The organism is Chromobacterium sphagni (genome assembly GCF_001855575.1).
Classification (GTDB): Bacteria; Pseudomonadota; Gammaproteobacteria; order Burkholderiales; family Chromobacteriaceae; genus Chromobacterium; species Chromobacterium sphagni.
Window position 1 is genome coordinate 749381 of the sequence record NZ_MKCS01000001.1, and the last position, 19724, is coordinate 769104.

Sequence of the window (19724 nt, forward strand, 5' to 3'; positions counted from 1 at the left end):
TTTTAGGCGTGGCGCGCCGCGATGCGATCCACCATCCAGGCATCGATTTCAGACGACAGCCAGGCCACGCTTTTACCGCCCAACGGCACCGGGGCCGGAAAGCTGCCGCGCTTGATGGCGTCGTATACCGACGAGCGTGACAAGCCGCAGGTGGAAATGACTTCCGGCAAGCGCATAAAGCGCAGCGGCTGGGCGGTGAGCGAAGGGGCGGTAGCGGTCATTGGATTTGTCCTTATCGTTTGATCTGAATAGCGGTGGATGCAATCGGATACGCCGATCAGCGAACGCAGTATTTCAGAAATTTCAAATCGAGTTTGGCGGGCTTGTTGTGTGGAATCACCACACAACAACGAAACTTGAAAAGCCGAAAAAACGCGGATTCGGCTATTGACGACGGGAGAGAAAACGGAAAGCAGCGGGGCGATTTTTGAATAACCGGACCATATCGGAAGAATACGGACCGTACCGGACACACTCGGCGGCAGATTTAGGCGGGAAGCGAGAGGAAAGGGCGAAAAGGTCAGTCAGCGAAAAGCGCGACTGCATGCATAGACTGCATGAAAACGCATGAATCAGGACAGGGGGAAGTCTACGCGCCAAGCCATACGGCAAGGGCCTGGCGCGGGTTCATGCAGGTGCATGATTAGCGGCACATGAAGCGCGGGGGCGAGGCGGGGCTTCGATAGCGCGCGCTGGGGATATGTAGTGCCGCCAATTCAATTGGCATGTACCAATATTTATTTGTCATTTTATTTATTGATTTATAAGTTATGAGGAGAGTTTATGCCTTAAAATCTTTATTAGGGCTTATTGATATTTGCCATAGAGGCAATTGCTTTCCTTTGTAATTAAGCGGTATTTCAAGTGAGAGGAGTTCAGGATTGATATTTTTATCAATCGAAGTGATAGTGCCTTCATCGGATGTAAATTTAGTGTAGGCATCGCTGATCATTGAACTTAGGTTGCCGATGATTGCAAATCCTTGTTCTTCCCAGTTTTCTTGGTCAGATGAAAATTCATACTTTATTGACTTTATTCTTTCTCCTTTCATTGTGATTATTGGTTCTCCTACTTCTAATCGTCCAAATCTCATTAGATAGAATGCAATATTTTTTTCATTTTTCTCTGTAATCTCCTTATCGGCACAGTAAATTTTTATATCGGAGATGATTATTCTTGCCTCTCCAGATTTGTTGATGAAGGCCGGTCTGTTTTCGTCTGCGATTAATTCAAGAGCTAACCTGGGAATGGTGCCAATCATTCTGTCATTGAAAATGATGAATTCACTTTTTGCTATGGCTTCGACCATGGTTATCATGTATTTGTTTTTTTGTTCTATCATTGACTCTTTGGATATAAGGCTCCATTGTTTAATTGCTGGGAAATAAATTGCTAACTTTAAATCTCTGTTAAATAGTTTTGCATAATTCTCCAGCTTATTAAAATCTTCTTTTCTAATTGAGTATTGCGATTTTGGATTTTTGAGATTGCTGTTTTTTACTTCCACATAGAAGTTGCTTCCGTCTTTTAGTATCACGTTGTAGTCTGGAATTGCTAGATTCTCATCTTTAAAGAACATGTCGCCTGTGTCTTCATTTTTGACTAATGTGCAATTGCCAAGTCCGCATATGACATATTTAAATAGAGATTCGACTCGTTTTCCGTAAATAAGAGTGGGGTTATTAAAGGATTCCTTGAGAGATTGCTTGAGTGTTAGTAATAAGTCATCAAGGTCTTCTTGTTTTTGAATTGTGTAATCCTTTTCTCGACTGATTGATGTGTACAGGTCGAATATGTCAAACTTTATAGGATTCCTGTTTAATCTTTTCATTTGGTATATTCCGCGAATATTAATTCAAGTATCCAGTTAAATTGTTGGCCCACCATTGCATCATCCTTTTACGCTCCTCCATATATTCAGCTCGGTTGTAAGCCGCTCGTACCTTATTTGTTTCGATGTGAGATAGTTGGCGTTCAATCGCATCAGGATTGAAGCCTTCTTCATTCAGGATGGTCGATGCCGTAGAGCGGAAACCGTGGACATCGGCTTTGCCTCGGAAGCCCATGCTGTGAAGGGCGCGACGTAGGGTTTCCGGCGACATGGGCCGGCGTGGGCTGTTGCGGTTGGGAAAAATGTGCTCGCGGCCGCCGCTGATGGCGTGCAGCTGGCGCAGTACGTCCAGGGCTTGCTTGGATAGAGGGACCAGATGCGCCGGCGCGGTTTTCTTGGATTTTTCAGGCAGCTTGCGATGTTCCGGCGGGATGGTCCACAGCGCCTTGTCGAAATCGATCTCTTCCCATCTGGCCATGGCCATTTCTCCGACGCGGGTGAAGGTCAGCAGTATCAGCTTCATCATCAGCTTGGTTTGCACGTTGCCATCGTACTTCTCCAGCGCTTCCAGAAAGGCGGGGATGTCCTCGCGCATCAGCGCCTTGCGCGGGGTGGATTGCTGGCTCTTGAGGGCGTCGGTCAGCGGCGCGGCTGGGTCGCTGTCGCAACGGCCGGTCAGGATGGCCAGGCGGAAAACGGCTGAGCAGCGTTGCCGCAGGCGCTTGGTGGTGTCGATGTTGCCGGCGCTTTCCACCTTGCGCAGCACTTCCAGCAGCTCAAGCGGGCGAATCTCGTGGATTGGCCTGTCGCCGATGTAAGGGAAGATGTGGGTCTTCATGGCTGCTAGGACGCGCTCGCTGTGGGCGGCGGACCATTCGTGGCTTTCTCTTGCATGCCACTCCAGCGCGATGGCTTCAAAGGTGTTGGCGGCGGCTGCCAGCTTGATCACCTTATCTATCTTGCGCATCGCAGCTGGGTCTTCTCCATCGGCGATCTGCTTGCGGGCGGCATCGCGCTTCAGTCTGGCTTCCTTCAGGCTCACTTCCGGGTAGACGCCCAGCGCCAACAGCTTCTCTTTGCCATTGATCCGATACTTCAGCCGCCAATACTTCGCGCCGGTGGGCATGACCCATAGCGACAGCCCTTGTCCATCCGTGAGCTTGAGGTGTTTGCCATCCTCGCGGGGCTTGGCGCTTTTGATGGCGGCGTCGGTAAGGGGCATGGGGGTACTCCTTGTTGTGGGGGTATCGAAATGTGGGGGTACACAAGATACCACCAATCATACCCCCACGTACCCCCGGCTTTGTCAGGATGGTTTCGGACGGTTTTGGACGTAAAAAAACCCGCAAAGCCTTATTTGGCGCGGGTTTGTGGACTTTCTCGGACTGCTCTGGAAGTGCTGGTGGTGCCCCCGACAGGAATCGAACCTGTAACTGCCCCTTAGGAGGGGGCCGTTATATCCATTTAACTACGGAGACACTTCAAAAAACTGTGGTCAGGCGCTGCGGTCCACCGACAGGCGGGCCAACTCTATCAGAGCCTGGCGGGTTTCCGTATCGGGGATGGTTTGCAAGGCCGCGATGGCCTTGCCGGCCATTTTGGCGGCTTCGTTCTTGGCGTAGTCCAGCGCGCCGCAGGATTGTACCGCAGCGAGCACATCCTGGAAACCGTCGCGGCTGGCATTTTCCAGCGCGCCGCGCACGGTGGTCGATGCTTCCGGACTGCCGTGGCGCATCGTATAGATGAGGGGCAGCGTGGGTTTGCCTTCGGCCAGGTCGTCGCCCAGGCTCTTGCCTATGGTTTCGGCGTCGCCGCTGTAGTCCAGTACGTCGTCGATGATCTGGAAGGCGGTGCCTAGGTACATGCCGTAGTCGGCCATTGCTTGCACCTGTTCCGGCGTGGCGTCCGCGATCAGCGCGCCCACGCGGGCGGCGGCCTCGAACAGTTTGGCGGTCTTGTACTGGATCACCTTCAGGTATTCGTCTTCGCTGACGTCGGTGTTGCCGATGTTCAGGAGCTGCAGCACCTCGCCTTCGGCGATGATGTTGGTGGCTTCGGCCATCACTTCCAGGATTGTCATGTTGCGGGTGGTGACCATCATTTGGAAGGCGCGGGTGTAGAGGAAGTCGCCCACCAGCACGCTTGCGGCGTTGCCGAACAGCGCGTTGGCGGTCTTGCGGCCGCGGCGCAGGTCGGATTCGTCCACCACGTCGTCGTGCAGCAGGGTGGCGGTGTGGATGAACTCTATCATCGCCGCCAGTTCAAACAGGTATTCCCCCTGGTAGCCCAGCGCGCGGCCGGATAATAGGGTCAACGCCGGACGCAGGCGCTTGCCTCCGGCGGAGATGATGTATTCCGCCACCTGGCGGATCAGGACCACGTCGGAGTGCAGGCGGGCGCGGATGACGCAGTCAACCGTCTGCATGTCGTCGGCTATCAGGGTACGGAAAGGCGGGGTGGACACGTTTTCAACCAGTATCGTTGCGATGGTTACGCCAAAGTGCAGAATCTTACCAGAAAAGGCCCGCAGCCCGCCATGCCACTGTGGTTGCAGCCTTAAGTTGATGAAATCATTGACAACTTGAGTTGGGGCACGTATATTCTCGCGTTCCCTGCGCAACAGGCGTGGGGATTTTCAAATCAGGAGCTCATGCGAATGTATGCGGTCATAAAAACCGGCGGCAAGCAGTACAAGGTTGTCGTTGGTGAAAAACTCAAAGTAGAACAGATACCTGCAGACGTCGACAGCCAGATCGTACTTGAAGAAGTGCTGATGATTGCTGACGGTGAACAGGTTGTTGTAGGCGCGCCGATGATTGTTGGCGCCACTGTTAAGGCTACCGTTGTTTCCCACGGTCGTGGCGACAAGATCCGCATTTTCAAGATGCGTCGTCGTAAGCACTACCAGAAACACCAGGGTCATCGTCAAAACTTCACCGAAATCCGCATCGACGCGATTTCGAAGTAAGGATAAACAGTCATGGCACACAAAAAAGCAGGCGGTAGCTCCCGCAACGGTCGTGACTCCGAAGCCAAACGCCTGGGCGTTAAGGTTTACGGTAGCGAACTGATTCCGGCTGGTTCCATCATCGTGCGTCAGCGCGGCACCCGCTTCCATGCCGGTGAAAACGTTGGTCAGGGCAAGGATCACACCCTGTTCGCCAAGGTTGATGGCTACGTTGAATTCACCGTTAAGGGCGCGCAACAGCGCAAGACCGTTAACGTGATTCCGTACACCGGTGTAGACGGCGAATAATTCGCTTTCTAGCATCCAAGAAAGCCCTATCCTGCGATAGGGCTTTTTTCATACCGAGGGGCAAGGCGTGAGGGTTGGCGCTGTCCAGTCCTGACCCCTGACTCCTCGCTGAACAGAGGTTGTAAACATGAAGTTTATCGATGAAGCCCGGATTGAAGTGATGGCCGGACGCGGCGGCAATGGCGTGGCCAGCTTCCGCCGTGAAAAATACATTCCGTTTGGCGGCCCGGACGGCGGCGACGGCGGCAAGGGCGGCAGCGTGTTCGCGGTGGCCGACGAGAACGTCAACACCCTGGTTGAATTCCGTTTCGTCAAAAAATACCTGGCCGAACACGGCGAGCGCGGCCGCGGCGCCGATTGCTACGGCAAGGGCGGCGACGACATCGAACTGAAAATGCCGGTGGGCACGGTGATTACCGACCACGACACCGGCGAGCTGGTGGCCGACCTCACCCACCACGGCCAGCGCGTCATGATCGCCAAGGGCGGCAAGGGCGGCCTGGGCAACATCCATTTCAAGTCGTCAACCAACCGTTCGCCGCGTCAATGCACGCCTGGCGAGCAGGGCGAGCAGCGCACCTTCAAGCTGGAGCTGAAGGTATTGGCCGACGTCGGCTTGCTGGGCATGCCCAACGCCGGCAAGTCCACCTTCATCCGCTCGGTGTCCGCCGCGCGCCCCAAGGTGGCCGACTATCCGTTCACTACGTTGCACCCCAATCTGGGCGTGGTGCGGATGGACGATACCCGCAGCTTCGTGATCGCCGACATTCCGGGCCTGATCGAAGGCGCAGCGGAAGGCGCCGGTCTCGGCCACCGCTTCCTCAAGCACCTGCAGCGCACCGGCCTGCTGCTGCACGTGGTGGACATCGCCCCGTTCGACCCGGATGTCGATCCGGTGCGCGAGGCGCGCGCCATTGTAGAAGAGCTGAAGAAGTACGATGAGGAGCTGCATGACAAGCCGCGCTGGCTGGTGCTCAACAAAGTGGACATGTTGCCGCTGGATGAGCGCGAGCTGACGGTGTCGGCCTTCCTTAACGCTTACGGCTGGCCCACCGAAAAGCCGGACGACAGCTTGGGCTTCGACATCAAGGCGCCGCGCGTGTTCACCATCTCCGCGCTGAACCACGAAGGCACCCGCGAGCTGACTTTCGCCATCATGGCCTATCTGGACGTGGTGCGCGCGGCTGCCCGTAAGCAGGCCGAGGCTGAAAGGGAGCAGGCTGCGGCCGCGCGCCAGACCGTGATCGCGCCGGAAGCGCCGTCATCGGCAACGGAAGGCGACCAAGCGTAACGGAAGGTTCATGTTTGTGTGGTAGTAAAGCGGGTCAGAGGCATATCTGACCCGCTTTTTTATTCAATTTGGGCAAAATGCAGGAGTTTGACCGATTTTTGCCAATTTTTGTCGCTTTGCTGTACACCGATCTCTTCACGTGTCGTTACTTCTCAAGTCGATTGGATGTTGTATTTTGTCCTCAGACAAACACCACGGCGGCAGCCGGTTTTCCTTAGAGATGGCATGAATTCTGCTAAGTGAAGCGCCATATGCTTCAGTAATGAATATGGCATTTCCGGAAAATCGGGCTTGCTAGACAAATTGCTCTAACTATATAACATGGTGCGGCCATCCTCTGGAGGAGCAGGGGCTGGCCACCGATGTGGCGTCAGTTGCAGTTTGCTGTTCCGGTCCGGGCGCGGTTTGCCTGGGAGACAAAGTCCGGCGAAAAGCTGGACAGACCAACAAAGATGTTTGCTTTGATGAGGAGAATCACATGAAGAAGGCACTTGCTGCGCTGGCCGTAGGTTTGCTGGCCGCATCGATGGGGGCTTACGCCAAAGACTGGAAAGAAGTGCGTTTCGGGGTGGACGCCAGCTACGCGCCGTTTGAATCCAAGGCCGCCAATGGCCAGATCGTCGGTTTCGACATCGATCTGGGCACCGAGATCTGTCACCGGATGAAGGCCAAGTGCGTCTGGGTGGAAAACGATTTCGACGGCATGATCCCGGCGTTGAAGGCCAAGAAGTTTGACGGCGTGCTGTCGTCGATGTCGATGACCGAAGCCCGGATGAAGGAAATCGCCTTCTCCGCCAAGCTGTTCAACACCCCGACCCGCATGGTTGCCAAGGTGGGTTCCGGCCTGATGCCGACTCCGGCTTCGCTGAAAGGCAAGCGCGTGGGCGTGGAGCAGGGCACCATCCAGGAAGCCTACGCCAAGAAGCACTGGGCGCCGGCCGGCGTGGAAGTGGTTCCTTATCAGAACCAAACCCTGGTGCTGGCCGACCTGACCGCGGGCCGTCTGGACGCATCGCTGCAGGACGCGGTGCAGGCTGACATGGGCTTCCTGAAGAAGCCGGAAGGCAAGGGCTTCGCGTTCGCCGGCAAGGATCTGGTCGACGCGCAAACTCTGGGCGAAGGCGCCGGCATCGGCCTGCGCAAGGAAGATGCCGACCTGAAGGCCGCCATCGACAAGGCCATCGCCGGCATGCTCAAAGACGGCACCTACAAGAAGATCGAGAAGAAGTACTTCTCTTTCGACGTATACGGCAACTAAGTGCTGACGGACGGGCGGCGCGCCGCTTGTCTGCTGTTGCGATGCGCCCCGGTCCGCCGGGGCGTATTAATCTGGAGGACCCGTCGCCATCCGGCAAGATAAGCCGCAGGGACGGGCCGCTCGAAGGGGGAACATCATGTTTCTGGACGGATTCGGTCCCATTATCTGGCAAGGGACCCTGGTGACGCTGGAGCTGTCGGTGCTGTCGCTGCTCCTGGCTTTCGTCATCGGCCTGCTTGGCGCAGGCGCCAAATTGTCCAGCAATCCCGTGCTGGGCGGGATTTCCACCCTCTACACCACTTTGGTGCGCGGGGTGCCCGATCTGGTGCTAATGCTGCTGATCTTCTACAGCCTGCAGATCGGCATGAACAAGCTGACCGAGGCGCTGCAGATCGAGCAGATCAACCTGGATCCATTCGTCTCCGGCATCGCCACGCTGGGTTTCATCTATGGCGCCTATTTCACCGAGACGCTGCGCGGCGCCTTCATGTCGGTGCCCAAGGGCCAGATCGAGGCCGGCATCGCCTACGGCATGAGCAGCTGGCAGGTTTTCAGCCGCGTGCAGTTTCCGCAGATGATGCGGTTTGCGCTGCCCGGCATTTCCAATAACTGGCAGGTGATGCTCAAAGCCACCGCCCTGGTGTCCATCATCGGCCTGGCCGACGTGGTGAAGGCATCGGTTGACGCCGGCAAGAGCACCTACAAGGTGTTCTTCTTCACCCTGGTGGCGGGCGCCATCTACCTGCTGCTGACCACGCTGTCCAATTTCGTGCTGGTGAGGCTGGAACGCCGCTATTCGATGGGTGTGAGGGAGGCGGAGCTATGATAGACATCATCCAGCAATACTGGCGCGCGTTTCTGTGGAGCGACGGCTACCACCTGTCCGGTCTGGCTGTTACCATGTGGCTGTTGGTGCTGTCGATCGCCTTCGGTTTCGTGGTTTCGGTGCCGCTGGCGGTGGCGCGGGTGTCCAAGGTGAAATGGCTGGCGCGCGGCGTGGGGCTGTACACCTATGTATTCCGCGGCACGCCGCTGTACGTGCAACTGCTGTTCTTCTACAGCGGCATGTACAGCCTGGAGGTGGTGCGCGAGGTCGGCTTCCTCAACCACTTCTTCCGCGAAGGCTACAACTGCACCATCCTGGCGTTTGCGCTCAATACCTGCGCCTACACCACCGAGATCTTCGCTGGCGCGATCAAGGCGACGCCCTACGGCGAGATCGAGGCGGGACGCGCCTACGGCATGAGCACCTTCACCTTGTACCGCCGGGTCATCATCCCGTCGGCGCTGCGCCGCGCTTTGCCGGCCTACAGCAATGAAGTGATCCTGATGCTGCACGCCACCACCGTGGCCTTTACCGCCACCGTGCCGGACATCTTGAAGGTCGCGCGCGACGCCAACGCCGCCACCTACGATTCCTTCAACGCCTTTGGCCTGGCCGCGCTGCTGTACCTGAGCATCACCTTTATCCTGGTCGGATTGTTCCGCAAGGCGGAGTCGCGCTGGCTCGCCTATTTGCGGCCGATCAAGAGCTGAGAATTACTGGGGAATCTTTAAGATGGACAAGCTGAACATCAGCAACATTCACAAGCGCTACGGCGACCACGAAGTACTGAAAGGCATCTCGCTGCAGGCCAAGGCCGGCGACGTGATCAGCATCATCGGCTCGTCCGGCTCCGGCAAGAGCACTTTCCTGCGCTGCATCAATTTCCTGGAAAAACCGAATCAGGGCAGCATCGCGCTCAACGGCGAGGAAATCCGTCTGTCCAAGGACAAGCGCGGAGAACTGATCCCGGCCGACCAGAAGCAGCTGCAGACCATGCGCACCAAGCTCGCCATGGTGTTCCAGCACTTCAATCTGTGGGGCCACATGACTGTGCTGGAAAACGTCATCGAGGCGCCGGTGCACGTGCTGGGCCTGCCGCGCGACGAAGCGGTCGCCCGCGCCAAGAAATACCTGGAAAAAGTGGGCCTGGACGAGCGCGCCCAGGCCAAGTATCCGGCCCACCTGTCCGGCGGCCAGCAGCAGCGCGTGGCCATCGCCCGCGCGCTGGCGATGGAGCCGGAAGTGATGCTGTTCGACGAGCCGACCTCGGCGCTGGACCCGGAGCTGGTGGGCGAAGTGCTGAAGGTGATGCAGGCGCTGGCCGAGGAAGGCCGCACCATGATCGTGGTGACGCACGAGATGGGCTTCGCCCGCAACGTGTCCAACCACGTGATGTTCCTGCACAAGGGCCTGGTGGAGGAGGAAGGCCACCCGGACGAGGTGTTCGGCAACACCAAGAGCGAACGGTTGAAGGCTTTTCTGTCAGGTAGTCTAAAGTAAAACTATCCCTGCCCAAGGGGGTAGGAAACCCGCCGGAGCTGTCAGCCGGCGGGTTTGTTTTTGTCTGTTGCTGTGGGTAACTTTTGAATTTGCGGATTTCTGTGGATAAGTCGTCCGGCGACCATCCCGGGCTCTCCGGCGAGCCGGCGCTTCAGCCCGGATGCTTCTCGCGGAAATAGGCCCACTCTTCAATCTCGCGTCCGTCCGGCAGCCGGCACAGCGCGTATTCGCCGCCGCTGGCGTCTTTTTGCGGAATCAGCTTGCCGCCTTGCTGCACGCAGTACACCGAGGCCGGGTTGGCCATGCCCACCGGGCGCGGCGGGGTGGGGGAGGTTTGCGCGCAGGCGGCGAGACCCAGCGCCAGCGCGGCGGCGGTCAGAATCTTCGTCATTTTCATTTCCAGTTGGGATCGGCTTTCAGCTGATCGTTGAGATAGGCCTTGAGCTTGGCGCTCGGCTTGCCGAACCAGCGGTAGTGGGCGTGGCGGGCCGGATGCTCCATCGCGTCCGGGGCGTCGGCCACCGTCACCAGCAGCCCCCAGGCCTGGCGCTTGTCGGCGCCGAACATGCCGTAGAAGCGGCTGGCGCTGCAGTCGTGCGGTTTGCACATCTCGCCGGCCAGGTAATCCTTGTCTTTTATTCGCACCGGGTGATACGGCGCGCTGGTGGCGCGCGCCTGGCTCAGCCAGCGCGGCACCTTCTTTTCGCCGGCCAGCATGGTTTGCCAGGCGGCGTGGTAGGCCGGTTGGGCCGGCAGTTCGGCGAATACCGCGGTTGCCGTGTCGCCTGCCCGGGCGGGCGGCGCGGACAGCAGCGGAAACAGCAGGATGGGCAATAGGGCGAGGTATCGAAGTTTCATGGTGGCGGCCATGCGGCGGCGGATCAAAAGCGGTTGGATGGCCGCCGCCGGCAAAAATTCCATCAGGCGGTCAACAGCTTGCCCTGCTTGAAGGCGGTGCTGCCCGCCACCCGGGCGATGCCGAGGCCCGCGGTGGCGTAGGGCCGGTCGCTGGTGGCGTACAGCACGCCGCCGCGCTGGGTGCGCACCTGGCTGGAGATGTCGCGCAGCGGGTCGATCACGTCGGCCACCAGGTCGCCTGGGGCCAGTTGGCTGCCCGGCTCGGCGTGGTACACCACCACGCCGGGGTGCGGCGCCAGCAGGTCTTCCGATCCGGCCAGCGGGGTGGCGGGGTGGCGCAGAGGTGGCAGACGCGGCGCACCGCCGGCGATCACGCCGCGGTGCTGCAGGAAGTGGATGATGCCGTCGGCGTCGCGGGCGGCGTATTCGTGGTTGACGTCGTTTTCGCCGCGCAATTCGATGGTGACGGCCAGGCAGGCCATCTCAATCGGAGCGGACAGGCCGGCCTTGGCGGCCAGGTCGCGCAGCTGCCACCACGGCTGGCTGCAGGCTTCGTCGAAGGGCTGGTCGCCGGAGTCTTCCGCCAGCAGGCTGGCGCAGGCGCCGAGGTAGCGCGCCAGCGGCTCGCACTGCTCCCACAGCGGAGTGCCGGTGTAGAGGTGCAGGTCGGCGCGGCTGTCGCAGTGCAGGTCCAGCATGATGTCGGCGTCGCAGGCCAGGCTGTGCAGCGCGTGGCGCAGCGATTGCAGCTCGCTCTGGGCCTGATAGCGCGCCAACTCCGCCTTCATCGCGGCGCGGATCAGCCGGGTATTGGCCTTGGCGTCGCCGCCCAGCTTGCCGAATACGGCGGCGGACACCGGTTCGGCCAAGGCCAGGTAGTGGCGGTTGAAGTTCTGGCCGCTCATCAGTTCGAAACGGCCCTGCAGCCGGCTGCTCAGATTCTGGTTCAGGCCTATCGGGTTGGCGACCGGCAGCACGGCGATTTCTCCCAGGATGGCGCCTTCGCTTTCCAGCTGCAGCAGCCGCTGTTTCAGGTGCCAGGCCACCAACATGCCCGGCAGCTCGTCGGCGTGCAGGCTGGCCTGGATGTGCACCTTCTCGCCGTGGCCGGGCTGGCCGAAGTGAAAGCTGACGAGGCTGCGCTGGCTGCCCAGACTGGGCGACAGCAGCGGATGATGGCGGGTTTGCATGGCGTCTCCTTTATAAATTGTTATGTTTGCCGGCTGGATAAAACGCGCCGCCGCGTTGACTAAGCGGCAAGCGGTCGGGACAATCGCTGCTTTGATTCATCCCAGCTTGTGGAGCGCGTTTGGATTCATTGTCCGATTTCTTCCAGCCAGGCATCGAGCCTGGCTCGCTGCAGGCGGTATCGCGGCTGCAGGGGGCCTGGTCTTATCTGTCCGTATTCGTCACGCTGTTCCGTGGCGGCGACGAGGAAGTGCTGATGCGCCTCCTGGTGCTGCGCGAACTGGGCGGCCGCGCCGAGGCGCCGCTGTGGACGCCGCAGGAAATCGCCCAGCGCTTCTCCTATCTTAACGATACCAAATTGGCCACCATTCTGGGGCGTCTGCGCGAAGGCGAGTTGCTGGTGTACGACAGCGACGGCGGCGTCTACCAGCTGTCCGAGGGCGCGCGGGTGGCGCTGGCGGCGCTGGCCACCATCATCGACTTTTCCGGCGACGACGTCGAACTGGGCTATCTCGCCAGCCAGGTGGCGGCCGGCCAGGCGGTGGGCCAGGTGTCGGACGAGGCGCTCAGGCACCTGCTGGCGCGGCTGAACGAGCTGTACGCGGAATTCGAGGAGGCGCTGGAGTCGCAGTCGGAATTCCGCATCCGCGCCGCCCAGCACCGGCTGGAGGCGGTGTGGCGCTGGGTGGCCAAGTCCACCGAGGTGGTGAAGGGCCTGACCCAGGACGATACGCTCAGCCTGCTGGTGCTGAACCAGGCGCAGGCCATCGCGCTGGCGCAAAGCCGGATGCTGGCGCTGGCCGGCACCTTCGAGCGCCGGTTGGCGCAGCTGGCTTCGCAGCGCGTGCATCTGGGCGGCTCCGGCCTCACCTCCACCGACATCGCCGACTGGCTGCGCCACCTGGCGGTGGGCCAGTTGGCCGACAGGCTGGATGGCTGCCTGGCCATCAATCCCGAGCCCGCCTTCCTGTCCACGCCGGAATTGGCCGATGTGGCCGAATTCGAACTGCTGGCGCGCGAACGCGCCAAGGCCGGCGAGCACATCCTGCCCGGCGGTGAGGCGGCGCCGCTGTCCGACGCGCCGGAAATGGAACGCTTGCTGGAAGCGGAGGCGATGTACGACCTGCTGCTGGAGCTGGGCATGAGCGGACGAGCCGACGCGCATATCGGAACGGCGGTGCTGGCCGACAGCTACAACGAAACCGCCTACCGTCTGTCGCTGCTGTCGCTGATCGGCGACCCGGAAACCAGCAACGACCAGAGCATAGTGGCCGCGCTGGCCAAGCTGCCGTTCAGCCTGCATGGCGGCGAGGATGTCATTCATCCCGACCACCCGGAAGTGGCGACGCTGTCAGACGCCCGGCTGGTGGCGAACGGCAGCCGGCAACAGGACCGGTGACGGCCAGCGCCGCTCCGGATCTCCGGCGCGGCGCACAAGATAAAGAAGCGATATGGAACACGAAATCAAGACCCTCACCGCCCGGCTATTGGCCCAGCGGGTGGTGCCGCGCGCCGACGCGCTGGCCAAGAAAGCGCTGCTGGACGACATTTTCCGCCAGGAGCTGGACAAGAGCCTGGCCGCCGTCGGCCTGCGCCTGGTGGAGAATCCCTACGCCGAATACATCGCGGCGGCGCTGCTGCCGGAAATGACCGAGCCGGTGTTCGGTTCGGGCGACGCCTGGATCAACAACAATCTGGGCCTGCCGCGCGACGGCGTGGCGCTGCTGGTGATCCTGTGGGCGTTGATCATCCTGCCCAAGCGCGAGAGGCAGATCGCCCGCGTCGAGGCCGGCAAGGAAAGCCAGAGCGACATGTTCGGCGCGCAAAAGCCGCTGGAAACCGGCGAAACCGTCTCCACCGGCGTATCCGAGGACGCGCTGTACGCCGACTTCGGCAAGGCGCTGGGCGGCCGCACCCGCTTCGCAGCGAATCTGGGCCGGCTGGTCAACCTGGGCTTCATCGTGCGCCGCAACCGCTGGCTGGACGAGGGACCGATGCTGGACCTGATGATAGATTACGCCCAGCTGGCGCCGCGCATCATCGAGGGCGCGCTGGCAGACGTGCTGTTGCGCCGCGAGGGCCGCCACGCGCTGGTGGACAAAAGCGCGGACGCGGAGGCGGACGCAGAGGAAATCGAGGCCGCCGGACTGGATTCGGCAGGCCCCTTGTTTGACTTGCCGCCGGACGACGCGGCGGATGGGGAGACGCGCTGATGTTCCAGATGAAATCGGTGGAGATGGTGCACTGGGACTTCTGGCAGCGCCTGAGCGTGCCGCTGGACGCGCAGATCGTCACCATCATCGGGCCCAACGGCTCCGGCAAGACCACCTTGCTGGACGCGATGCGCACGCTGTTGGCGATCAAGTGCTCCGGCAAGCGCGACTACAAGCGCTATGTGCGCAACAACAAGGAAGCCTTCGCCTACCTGCGCGGCGTGGTGGACAACCCGCGCCGTCCCAGCGGCGGCCTGTATCCGACGCCGTTTTTCCCCATCGTGTCCGAGGCGGTGACGCTGATGTGCCGCATCAAGAAGCAAGGCGGCGACTGGGTGCGCCATTACGCGATCCTGGACGGCGACATCGCGCTGGAGCATGCCGAAGGCCAGGCGCAATGGCTGGGGGTGCAGGAATACCGTCGCCGGCTGGAAATGGCCGGCCTCACTCCGGCGGTGGCCGAGGTGTTGGCGCTGGAGCAGGGCGACACCGACAAGCTGACCGAGTACAGCCCGCGCCAGCTGCTGGACCTGGTGTTCCAGGTGTTCGGCGACAAGGACGTGATGGACAACTACCAGCGCGCCCGCGACGAACAGCGCGCCACCGAGCTGGAGCTGGACACGCTGGGCCGTCAGGAAGAGGCGCTGCAGGTGCGGGTGGAGGCGATGAAGACCCGCGCCAACCGTTATCTGGAATGGCGGCAACTGCAAACCGGCATCGCCCGGCTGCGCGACGAGGCGCTGCCGGTGCTGGCCTATCTGGACGCCAAGGCTTCCTTCGGCAATGTCTGGAACGGCTACCGCGCCAGCTACCGCGTGCTGAACCAGGCGCTGGGCGAGCATGCCGACACGCTGCAGTTGGTGGACAAGCTGAAGGTGGCCGAAGTCAGCGCCGCCGCGGCGCGCCAGGCGGCGGAAACCGCCCGCGCCGGCGCGCAGGAGGCTTTCATGGCGGCCAAGGGCGAGCACGCCAGCGTGGCCGGCCAGTTGAAGGAGCGCGACCGGTTGCAGGCGCTGGCCGGCAAGGAATACGGCGCTGACGCCGCCGGCCTGGCCGACAAGCTGGCCGCGCTGCGCGGCGAGGCCGAGCAGTTGAAGGACGGCCTGCGCGGATTGAAAAAGCAGCGCCAGGAAAGTTCGGAACACCTGCAAGCGCTGGAGATAGGCCGCGGCCGCTCGCCGGAGGACGTCCGCCAGTTCAAGGCGGCGCTGGACGAGGCCGGCATCCCGCATGCCATGCTGTCCGACATCGTGGAAGTGATGGATTCCAACTGGCAGGGCGCGGTGGAAGCGCTGCTGCGCGGCTATCGCCATGTGGTGCTGCTGGACCGGGAAGCCGATCGCCGCGAGGCCTGGCGCATAGGCGAGAAGCTGCGCTACCGCCATTTCGTGGTACCGGAGCGCTCGTCGCCGCCGCGCGCCAACCACGGCAGCCTGCTGGAAGTGGTGGGCTTCTCCGCCGATGCGCCGGACTGGCTTTATCGCCAGATGAACAGCGTGACGCGGGTGGACAGTGCCCAGCACGGCGCCGACGTGGACGGCGACTGGATCACCCGCGACGGCTATTTCCGCGAGCGGCGCGGCGCGCGCCACATCGGCGTGCCGGCGCACGAGTACGCTTTCGGCGAGGCGGCGCGGCAATCGCGGCTGTTGGCGGTGCGCGACGAGCTGAAGGCGCTGAACGTCCGCATCCTGGCCGATGAGGAGCGGCTGGTGGCGGTGACGCGCGAGGCGGCCGGACTGGCCGAGTACCTGGGCGGCATGGACGCCATCCGCATGCTGGACAGCCGCGCCGAGGAATTCGCCGCGCTGGAGGCGCGCAAGCAGGGGCTGGAGCAGGAAGTGGCCCGGCTGGGCGCGGCCTTGGCCGACGCCAGCGCTGAAAAGGAGGCGGCCGACGCCCGCTACGGCGACGCGCGGCTGGCGCACGACCGCGTCTGCCAGCGCGAGCAGGAAAGCCTGGGCAAATTCCAGCACAAGCAGCAGGAAGTGGAACAGGCGCGCCGCCAACTGCGCCGGTTGTTGTCCGAGCTGCGCGAATGGATGCAAAGGCTGCCGGCCGATGCGCTGGCGGCGGAAAACGTCGCGGCGCTGGAAGACGAGTTCGACACCGCCGCCGACGCCCGCCATCAGCTGAACTATCTGGAGGAGCGACTGCAGAACGGCGACTGGGAGCAGGATGATTCGGTGCTGGCGCTGAAGGACAAGCTGGTGGAGGACCTGACCTCGCTAGACCGCGAGCGCCAGCGGCGCCAGAGCGAAGTGGACCGTTCGCGCGAACTCACCGACGAGGCGCGCGCCGCCTATATGGGCAAGCTGCGCGCCACCGTGCGCGCCTACGGCCACAATGTGAAGCGGTTGGGCGAGCTGGCGGGCATCCAGGTGGAAGTGGAATTGCCCAAGCTGGAGAACGACGACGCGGTGCTGGCCCAGGCCGGGCTGGTGTTGAAGTTCAACTTCGACCAGAAGGGCATGATGGGCATGAACGACGGCGAGGCCTCCGGCGGCCAGCAGGTGATGAAGTCGCTGATCCTGCTGATCGGCCTGATGATGGACGAGTCCAACCCGTCTGGCTTTGTCTTCATCGACGAGCCGTTCGCCCACCTCGACATCTTCAACATCGACCGCGTGGCCGGCTTTTTGAAGGCAACCGAGGCTCAATACCTGATCACCACGCCCAACACGCACAACATCAATATCTTCGCCCCGTCCGAGCTGACGCTGGCCACCCGCAAGAAGCGGCCCGGCGAGCAGTGGGCGCCGCCGATACTGCAGACGCGGCGGCGCCTGGATGAGCCGGCGGCGGACTCCGGGGAAGGCTGAGGCTGAGGGAGCTTAGGCTCCCAGCAGCTCCGCCAGCTGCCTGAAGTCGGACGCCACCCAGTCCCAATCCTGTTCCGGCGCAAGGTCGGTGTGCTGGCCGGGGCCGAACTCCTGCGGGCGGGCGACGAAGGCGGTTTTCAGGCCGTGGCCGCGGGCGGCTGTCAGATCGTAGTTGTGGGCCGCCACCAGGCAGACTTGCTCCGGCCGCAGGTCCAGCAGCTCCAGCGTGCGCAGATAGGCTTGCGGCGCCGCTTGTAGGCTTGCGCAGCCTCTGCGCCCAGTATCGCGTCCCACGGCAGGCCCGCGTAGCGGGCCAGGTTCAGCATCAGGCTGGTGTTGCCGTTGCTGAGGGTGGCGATGGCGTAGCGCGCCTTCAGCCGCGTCAGCCCGGCCACCGCGTCCGGCCATGGTTCCAGCCGGTGCCAGGCGCGGTTCAGCCATTTCAGCTCATCCTCCGGCAGCGTGGTCGCGGCGAGGCCGAAATCGGGCAGGATGGCCTCCAGGTTTTCACGGTGCAGTTGGTCCAGCCGGGTGAAGGGCCGGCGTCCGCTGCGGACCTCCTCCATCGCCGGCGAGTAGCGGCGGCGCCAGGCATCGGCGAAGGCGAAGCCATCGGTCTGCTTCGCGCCATGGCGCTGCAGGAAGGCGGCTGCGTCGCGCGCCACGCCGCTGCGCCAATCCACCACCGTGCCGAACACATCGAAAACCAGCGCTTGGATTGTGGATGGCTGCATCGCGGGCTTCGCTTCATGTCATTGGTATGCTTGAAGTGTGGTGCAGCCGCCATGGGGCGTCAAACGAAATAAAAGGCCGTTGCCGGCCTTTTGCCCATCCATCGCGGTTCAGCCGGCCAGCGGGTCGGCGCCCAGCCACCAGCTGGGGTTGGCGCTGCCGTCGACGATTTTGCCGTCGCGCTGCAGATAGTGGCGGACGTCGCGGCCGGGTTGGTTCAGCGCCGGATCGCCGTTCAGCGCGCGCTCCAGCCATTCTGCGCCGTAGCGGAAGATTTCCGCCGCCACTCCGCCCAGCGGGTGGAATTCGTTTTCGTAGACGCGCATCTCCTTGGGGGCGCCGATGCGCTGGTAGCAGGCCAGCGCCTGTTCCAGCGGGGTCAGCTCGTCGAACTCGCCGATGCCCATCAGCACGGGGATGCGGATGTCGGCCACCAGCGCGCCCAGCGGCATCGCGTCGCGCAAGTCGCGGTCGAATGCCGCCTCGTCGCCATAGCCGCTCATATACATGTAGTTCTTCTTGAAGCTGGGCTGGGCGCGCTCGAAGATGGTGAGGAAGTCGCCGGCCACCGCCTCGTAGGCCGCTAGCGCCGCCAGCCTGGGCTCGCGGGCGGCCGCGCGCAGCCCCCAATAGCCGCTCATGCTGATGCCGAACATGCCGATGCGGGTCGCATCGATTTCCGGCCGCGCGGCCAGGTAGTCGATGTAGGCGCTGATCGCGCGCTCGTAATTGTCCAGCGTGACCATCAGGCCGCCGGCGCGGCTTTCGCCCTGGCCCGGGCCTTCTATCGACAGCGCCACCATGCCGCGCGAAGTATAGTAGCGCTCGGCGGCGTACAGATAATCCTCCTTGATCATGTCCATGCCCGGTCCCAGGATCACCGCGGCGGCTTGGCTGGCCTTGCCTTCCGGCAGGTGCAGCAGGCCGTGGATATGGCCGCCTTCGAATGGAATCGCCACTCTCTGCACCCGGTTGTCGCGCAAGGCGCCGATGCGCTCCACGCAGTGGTCGCAACGCGCGCGCAGCGCGGCCTTGCGCGGGTCGCGGGTGTTGAAGATCGAGTACTGCGCGCGGCCCCACATCACGGCGGCGCGAAGGTAGAGGTCGGCGGCGGTGCGGGCGTAGCCGTCGCGTTCGTAATGGGCGGCGCGGCTTTCCGCCCGCGCGGCCACTTGCGACCAGGCTTTGGGCAGCATCGCGCCGCTTTTGACTTGCGCGAACACCGCGTCGAAATCGGCCGGGTCATGGCCCAGCTGCAACAGCGTGTTCTTGCCTTCCGGGTGCAGGGCGTCGAAGCCCCCTTGCGCCAGCGCGATATCCAGCGACCAGCTTTGCGCTTCTGAACGTGACATAATTTCACCTCGTTAAATTGACCGTACCGAAATTAACTAAGTACTTAGTTATATTATTGTGGAGCCACAACGCATGTCAACACTGCAGTCGGGGGAAGAGCGCGCCGCCGCAAGCGCCATGCCGGATGAAGAGGCGCGCCAGGCGGCGCTGGCCACCCTGAGCCGCGCCGCCTACAGTCTGAGCGCCGCGGATGCGCGCTTGCGCGGCCGGGCCACGCGCCAGGCCGGCGCGCTGTCGCTGTCTCATGCTCGGGTGCTGCGGATGCTGGCGGAGGAGGGGCCGGTGTCGGTGGCGCGGCTGGCCGAACTGAGCGAAACCACTGGCGCCGGGGTGACCCAGCTGGTGAACGGCCTGAGCGAAGCTGGCTATGTCGAGAAGGCCAAGTCGCTGCAGGACAAGCGCTCGGTGCAGGTGCAACTGACCGAGCTGGGCCGCCGGCGCCACGAAGAGCGCGAGCGTCTGCTGGAACAGGTGTTGGCGCAGGCGTTGCAGGGCATGAGCGTGGAGGCGATCGCCGCGGCGTCAGGCGTGCTGCGCGCGCTGTCCGGCGTGTACGACCAGTTATGAGCGGCGCGACGGCCCGCGCGGGCCGCCGT

21 protein-coding genes and 1 tRNA gene are annotated in these 19724 nt (G+C 62.1%); 11 read left to right on the plus strand and 11 right to left on the minus strand.

Features of this window, described 5'->3' with window-relative positions; genetic code table 11:
• Positions 1 to 2 precede the first annotated feature (2 nt).
• From BI347_RS03675 to ispB, 5 genes are all read right to left on the minus strand, one after another.
• Complete coding sequence (locus BI347_RS03675) at positions 3 to 221, minus strand: helix-turn-helix transcriptional regulator (RefSeq protein WP_047257709.1); 219 nt, start codon at positions 219 to 221, stop codon at positions 3 to 5.
• 560 nt (positions 222 to 781) lie between these two features.
• The gene (locus BI347_RS03680) at positions 782 to 1831 is read right to left on the minus strand and encodes a hypothetical protein (protein WP_139167172.1); all 1050 of its coding nucleotides are present in this window, start codon (positions 1829 to 1831) and stop codon (positions 782 to 784) included.
• Between the two features lie 19 nt (positions 1832 to 1850).
• Positions 1851 to 3053 (minus strand): tyrosine-type recombinase/integrase, encoded by a 1203-nt coding sequence (locus BI347_RS03685; RefSeq protein WP_071115327.1) that lies wholly within the window; start codon positions 3051 to 3053, stop codon positions 1851 to 1853.
• Between the two features lie 181 nt (positions 3054 to 3234).
• Positions 3235 to 3309, minus strand: a tRNA-Arg gene (locus BI347_RS03690).
• A gap of 17 nt (positions 3310 to 3326) precedes the next feature.
• Entirely contained in the window at positions 3327 to 4307 is a 981-nt protein-coding gene (ispB, locus tag BI347_RS03695) for an octaprenyl diphosphate synthase (RefSeq protein ID WP_071116330.1), read from the minus strand.
• Positions 4308 to 4487: 180 nt separating this feature from the next.
• On the opposite strand from ispB, the gene rplU reads away from it, so the two are divergent.
• From rplU to BI347_RS03725, 7 genes are all read left to right on the plus strand, one after another.
• On the plus strand, positions 4488 to 4799 hold the full coding sequence (gene rplU / locus BI347_RS22475; protein ID WP_083338673.1) for a 50S ribosomal protein L21: 312 nt from the start codon (positions 4488 to 4490) through the stop codon (positions 4797 to 4799).
• Between the two features lie 12 nt (positions 4800 to 4811).
• The gene (gene rpmA, locus BI347_RS22480; protein WP_021476841.1) at positions 4812 to 5087 is read left to right on the plus strand and encodes a 50S ribosomal protein L27; all 276 of its coding nucleotides are present in this window, start codon (positions 4812 to 4814) and stop codon (positions 5085 to 5087) included.
• A 127-nt stretch (positions 5088 to 5214) separates the two neighbouring features.
• A complete protein-coding gene (gene obgE / locus BI347_RS03705; RefSeq protein WP_071111106.1) occupies positions 5215 to 6378 on the plus strand; it encodes a GTPase ObgE in 1164 nt (387 codons plus the stop codon).
• A gap of 478 nt (positions 6379 to 6856) precedes the next feature.
• Positions 6857 to 7636: an ABC transporter substrate-binding protein gene (locus BI347_RS03710; RefSeq protein ID WP_071111105.1), complete on the plus strand. Its 780-nt coding sequence runs from the start codon at positions 6857 to 6859 to the stop codon at positions 7634 to 7636.
• Positions 7637 to 7772: 136 nt separating this feature from the next.
• A complete protein-coding gene (locus tag BI347_RS03715) occupies positions 7773 to 8462 on the plus strand; it encodes an ABC transporter permease (protein WP_071111104.1) in 690 nt (229 codons plus the stop codon).
• Complete coding sequence (locus BI347_RS03720; protein WP_071111103.1) at positions 8459 to 9172, plus strand: ABC transporter permease; 714 nt, start codon at positions 8459 to 8461, stop codon at positions 9170 to 9172. The genes BI347_RS03715 and BI347_RS03720 overlap by 4 nt, the downstream gene beginning before the upstream one ends.
• A gap of 22 nt (positions 9173 to 9194) precedes the next feature.
• Positions 9195 to 9962: an ABC transporter ATP-binding protein gene (locus BI347_RS03725; RefSeq protein WP_071111102.1), complete on the plus strand. Its 768-nt coding sequence runs from the start codon at positions 9195 to 9197 to the stop codon at positions 9960 to 9962.
• A gap of 151 nt (positions 9963 to 10113) precedes the next feature.
• On the opposite strand, the gene BI347_RS03730 is transcribed toward BI347_RS03725, so the two are convergent.
• The 3 genes from BI347_RS03730 to BI347_RS03740 all read right to left on the minus strand — a co-directional run bounded on the left by BI347_RS03730 (position 10114) and on the right by BI347_RS03740 (position 12010).
• Positions 10114 to 10359 carry a putative hemolysin gene (locus tag BI347_RS03730; RefSeq protein WP_083338674.1) on the minus strand — a complete coding sequence of 82 codons (246 nt, stop codon included), beginning with the start codon at positions 10357 to 10359 and terminating at the stop codon, positions 10114 to 10116.
• Positions 10356 to 10820 carry an inhibitor of vertebrate lysozyme family protein gene (locus tag BI347_RS03735; RefSeq protein WP_239690814.1) on the minus strand — a complete coding sequence of 155 codons (465 nt, stop codon included), beginning with the start codon at positions 10818 to 10820 and terminating at the stop codon, positions 10356 to 10358. The genes BI347_RS03730 and BI347_RS03735 overlap by 4 nt, the downstream gene beginning before the upstream one ends.
• A 62-nt stretch (positions 10821 to 10882) precedes the next feature.
• Positions 10883 to 12010, minus strand: coding sequence for a succinylglutamate desuccinylase/aspartoacylase family protein (locus tag BI347_RS03740; protein WP_071115329.1), 1128 nt, complete (start codon positions 12008 to 12010; stop codon positions 10883 to 10885).
• A 119-nt stretch (positions 12011 to 12129) separates the two neighbouring features.
• Here BI347_RS03740 and BI347_RS03745 point away from each other — a divergent pair, with 119 nt between their 5' ends.
• Genes BI347_RS03745 through BI347_RS03755 form a run of 3 tightly spaced genes read left to right on the plus strand, consistent with a single transcriptional unit; the run spans position 12130 to position 17043 of the window.
• Positions 12130 to 13407, plus strand: coding sequence for a replication factor C small subunit (locus BI347_RS03745; RefSeq protein WP_071115330.1), 1278 nt, complete (start codon positions 12130 to 12132; stop codon positions 13405 to 13407).
• Positions 13408 to 13459: 52 nt separating this feature from the next.
• Positions 13460 to 14221, plus strand: a complete 762-nt coding sequence (locus tag BI347_RS03750; protein ID WP_071115331.1) for a hypothetical protein — start codon at positions 13460 to 13462, stop codon at positions 14219 to 14221.
• Positions 14221 to 17043, plus strand: a complete 2823-nt coding sequence (locus BI347_RS03755; RefSeq protein ID WP_071115332.1) for an ATP-binding protein — start codon at positions 14221 to 14223, stop codon at positions 17041 to 17043. Before BI347_RS03750 ends, BI347_RS03755 begins: the two co-directional genes overlap by 1 nt.
• Before the next feature lie 12 nt (positions 17044 to 17055).
• Here the strand turns inward: BI347_RS03755 and BI347_RS24335 are convergent, their stop codons facing one another.
• The 3 genes from BI347_RS24335 to BI347_RS03765 all read right to left on the minus strand — a co-directional run bounded on the left by BI347_RS24335 (position 17056) and on the right by BI347_RS03765 (position 19127).
• Positions 17056 to 17229 (minus strand): HAD family hydrolase, encoded by a 174-nt coding sequence (locus BI347_RS24335; protein WP_204377999.1) that lies wholly within the window; start codon positions 17227 to 17229, stop codon positions 17056 to 17058.
• Positions 17205 to 17777 (minus strand): HAD-IA family hydrolase, encoded by a 573-nt coding sequence (locus BI347_RS03760; protein ID WP_204378000.1) that lies wholly within the window; start codon positions 17775 to 17777, stop codon positions 17205 to 17207. The genes BI347_RS24335 and BI347_RS03760 overlap by 25 nt, the downstream gene beginning before the upstream one ends.
• Before the next feature lie 108 nt (positions 17778 to 17885).
• A complete protein-coding gene (locus BI347_RS03765; protein ID WP_204378001.1) occupies positions 17886 to 19127 on the minus strand; it encodes an alpha/beta hydrolase in 1242 nt (413 codons plus the stop codon).
• A gap of 73 nt (positions 19128 to 19200) precedes the next feature.
• Between BI347_RS03765 and BI347_RS03770 the strand changes: the two genes are divergently transcribed.
• On the plus strand, positions 19201 to 19695 hold the full coding sequence (locus tag BI347_RS03770; protein WP_083338675.1) for a MarR family winged helix-turn-helix transcriptional regulator: 495 nt from the start codon (positions 19201 to 19203) through the stop codon (positions 19693 to 19695).
• The last annotated feature ends 29 nt before the right edge of the window (positions 19696 to 19724 follow it).

Bases quoted from the DNA above. Each gene is read 5' to 3' on its own strand.
- BI347_RS03675 (WP_047257709.1), bottom strand. From the start codon at position 221: ATGACCGCTACCGCCCCTTCGCTCACCGCCCAGCCGCTGCGCTTTATG.
- BI347_RS03680 (WP_139167172.1), bottom strand. From the start codon at position 1,831: ATGAAAAGATTAAACAGGAATCCTATAAAGTTTGACATATTCGACCTG.
- BI347_RS03685 (WP_071115327.1), bottom strand. From the start codon at position 3,053: ATGCCCCTTACCGACGCCGCCATCAAAAGCGCCAAGCCCCGCGAGGAT.
- rplU (WP_083338673.1), top strand. From the start codon at position 4,488: ATGTATGCGGTCATAAAAACCGGCGGCAAGCAGTACAAGGTTGTCGTT.
- rpmA (WP_021476841.1), top strand. From the start codon at position 4,812: ATGGCACACAAAAAAGCAGGCGGTAGCTCCCGCAACGGTCGTGACTCC.
- obgE (WP_071111106.1), top strand. From the start codon at position 5,215: ATGAAGTTTATCGATGAAGCCCGGATTGAAGTGATGGCCGGACGCGGC.
- BI347_RS03710 (WP_071111105.1), top strand. From the start codon at position 6,857: ATGAAGAAGGCACTTGCTGCGCTGGCCGTAGGTTTGCTGGCCGCATCG.
- BI347_RS03715 (WP_071111104.1), top strand. From the start codon at position 7,773: ATGTTTCTGGACGGATTCGGTCCCATTATCTGGCAAGGGACCCTGGTG.
- BI347_RS03720 (WP_071111103.1), top strand. From the start codon at position 8,459: ATGATAGACATCATCCAGCAATACTGGCGCGCGTTTCTGTGGAGCGAC.
- BI347_RS03725 (WP_071111102.1), top strand. From the start codon at position 9,195: ATGGACAAGCTGAACATCAGCAACATTCACAAGCGCTACGGCGACCAC.
- BI347_RS03730 (WP_083338674.1), bottom strand. From the start codon at position 10,359: ATGAAAATGACGAAGATTCTGACCGCCGCCGCGCTGGCGCTGGGTCTC.
- BI347_RS03735 (WP_239690814.1), bottom strand. From the start codon at position 10,820: ATGAAACTTCGATACCTCGCCCTATTGCCCATCCTGCTGTTTCCGCTG.
- BI347_RS03740 (WP_071115329.1), bottom strand. From the start codon at position 12,010: ATGCAAACCCGCCATCATCCGCTGCTGTCGCCCAGTCTGGGCAGCCAG.
- BI347_RS03750 (WP_071115331.1), top strand. From the start codon at position 13,460: ATGGAACACGAAATCAAGACCCTCACCGCCCGGCTATTGGCCCAGCGG.
- BI347_RS03755 (WP_071115332.1), top strand. From the start codon at position 14,221: ATGTTCCAGATGAAATCGGTGGAGATGGTGCACTGGGACTTCTGGCAG.
- BI347_RS03760 (WP_204378000.1), bottom strand. From the start codon at position 17,777: ATGCAGCCATCCACAATCCAAGCGCTGGTTTTCGATGTGTTCGGCACG.
- BI347_RS03765 (WP_204378001.1), bottom strand. From the start codon at position 19,127: ATGTCACGTTCAGAAGCGCAAAGCTGGTCGCTGGATATCGCGCTGGCG.
- BI347_RS03770 (WP_083338675.1), top strand. From the start codon at position 19,201: ATGTCAACACTGCAGTCGGGGGAAGAGCGCGCCGCCGCAAGCGCCATG.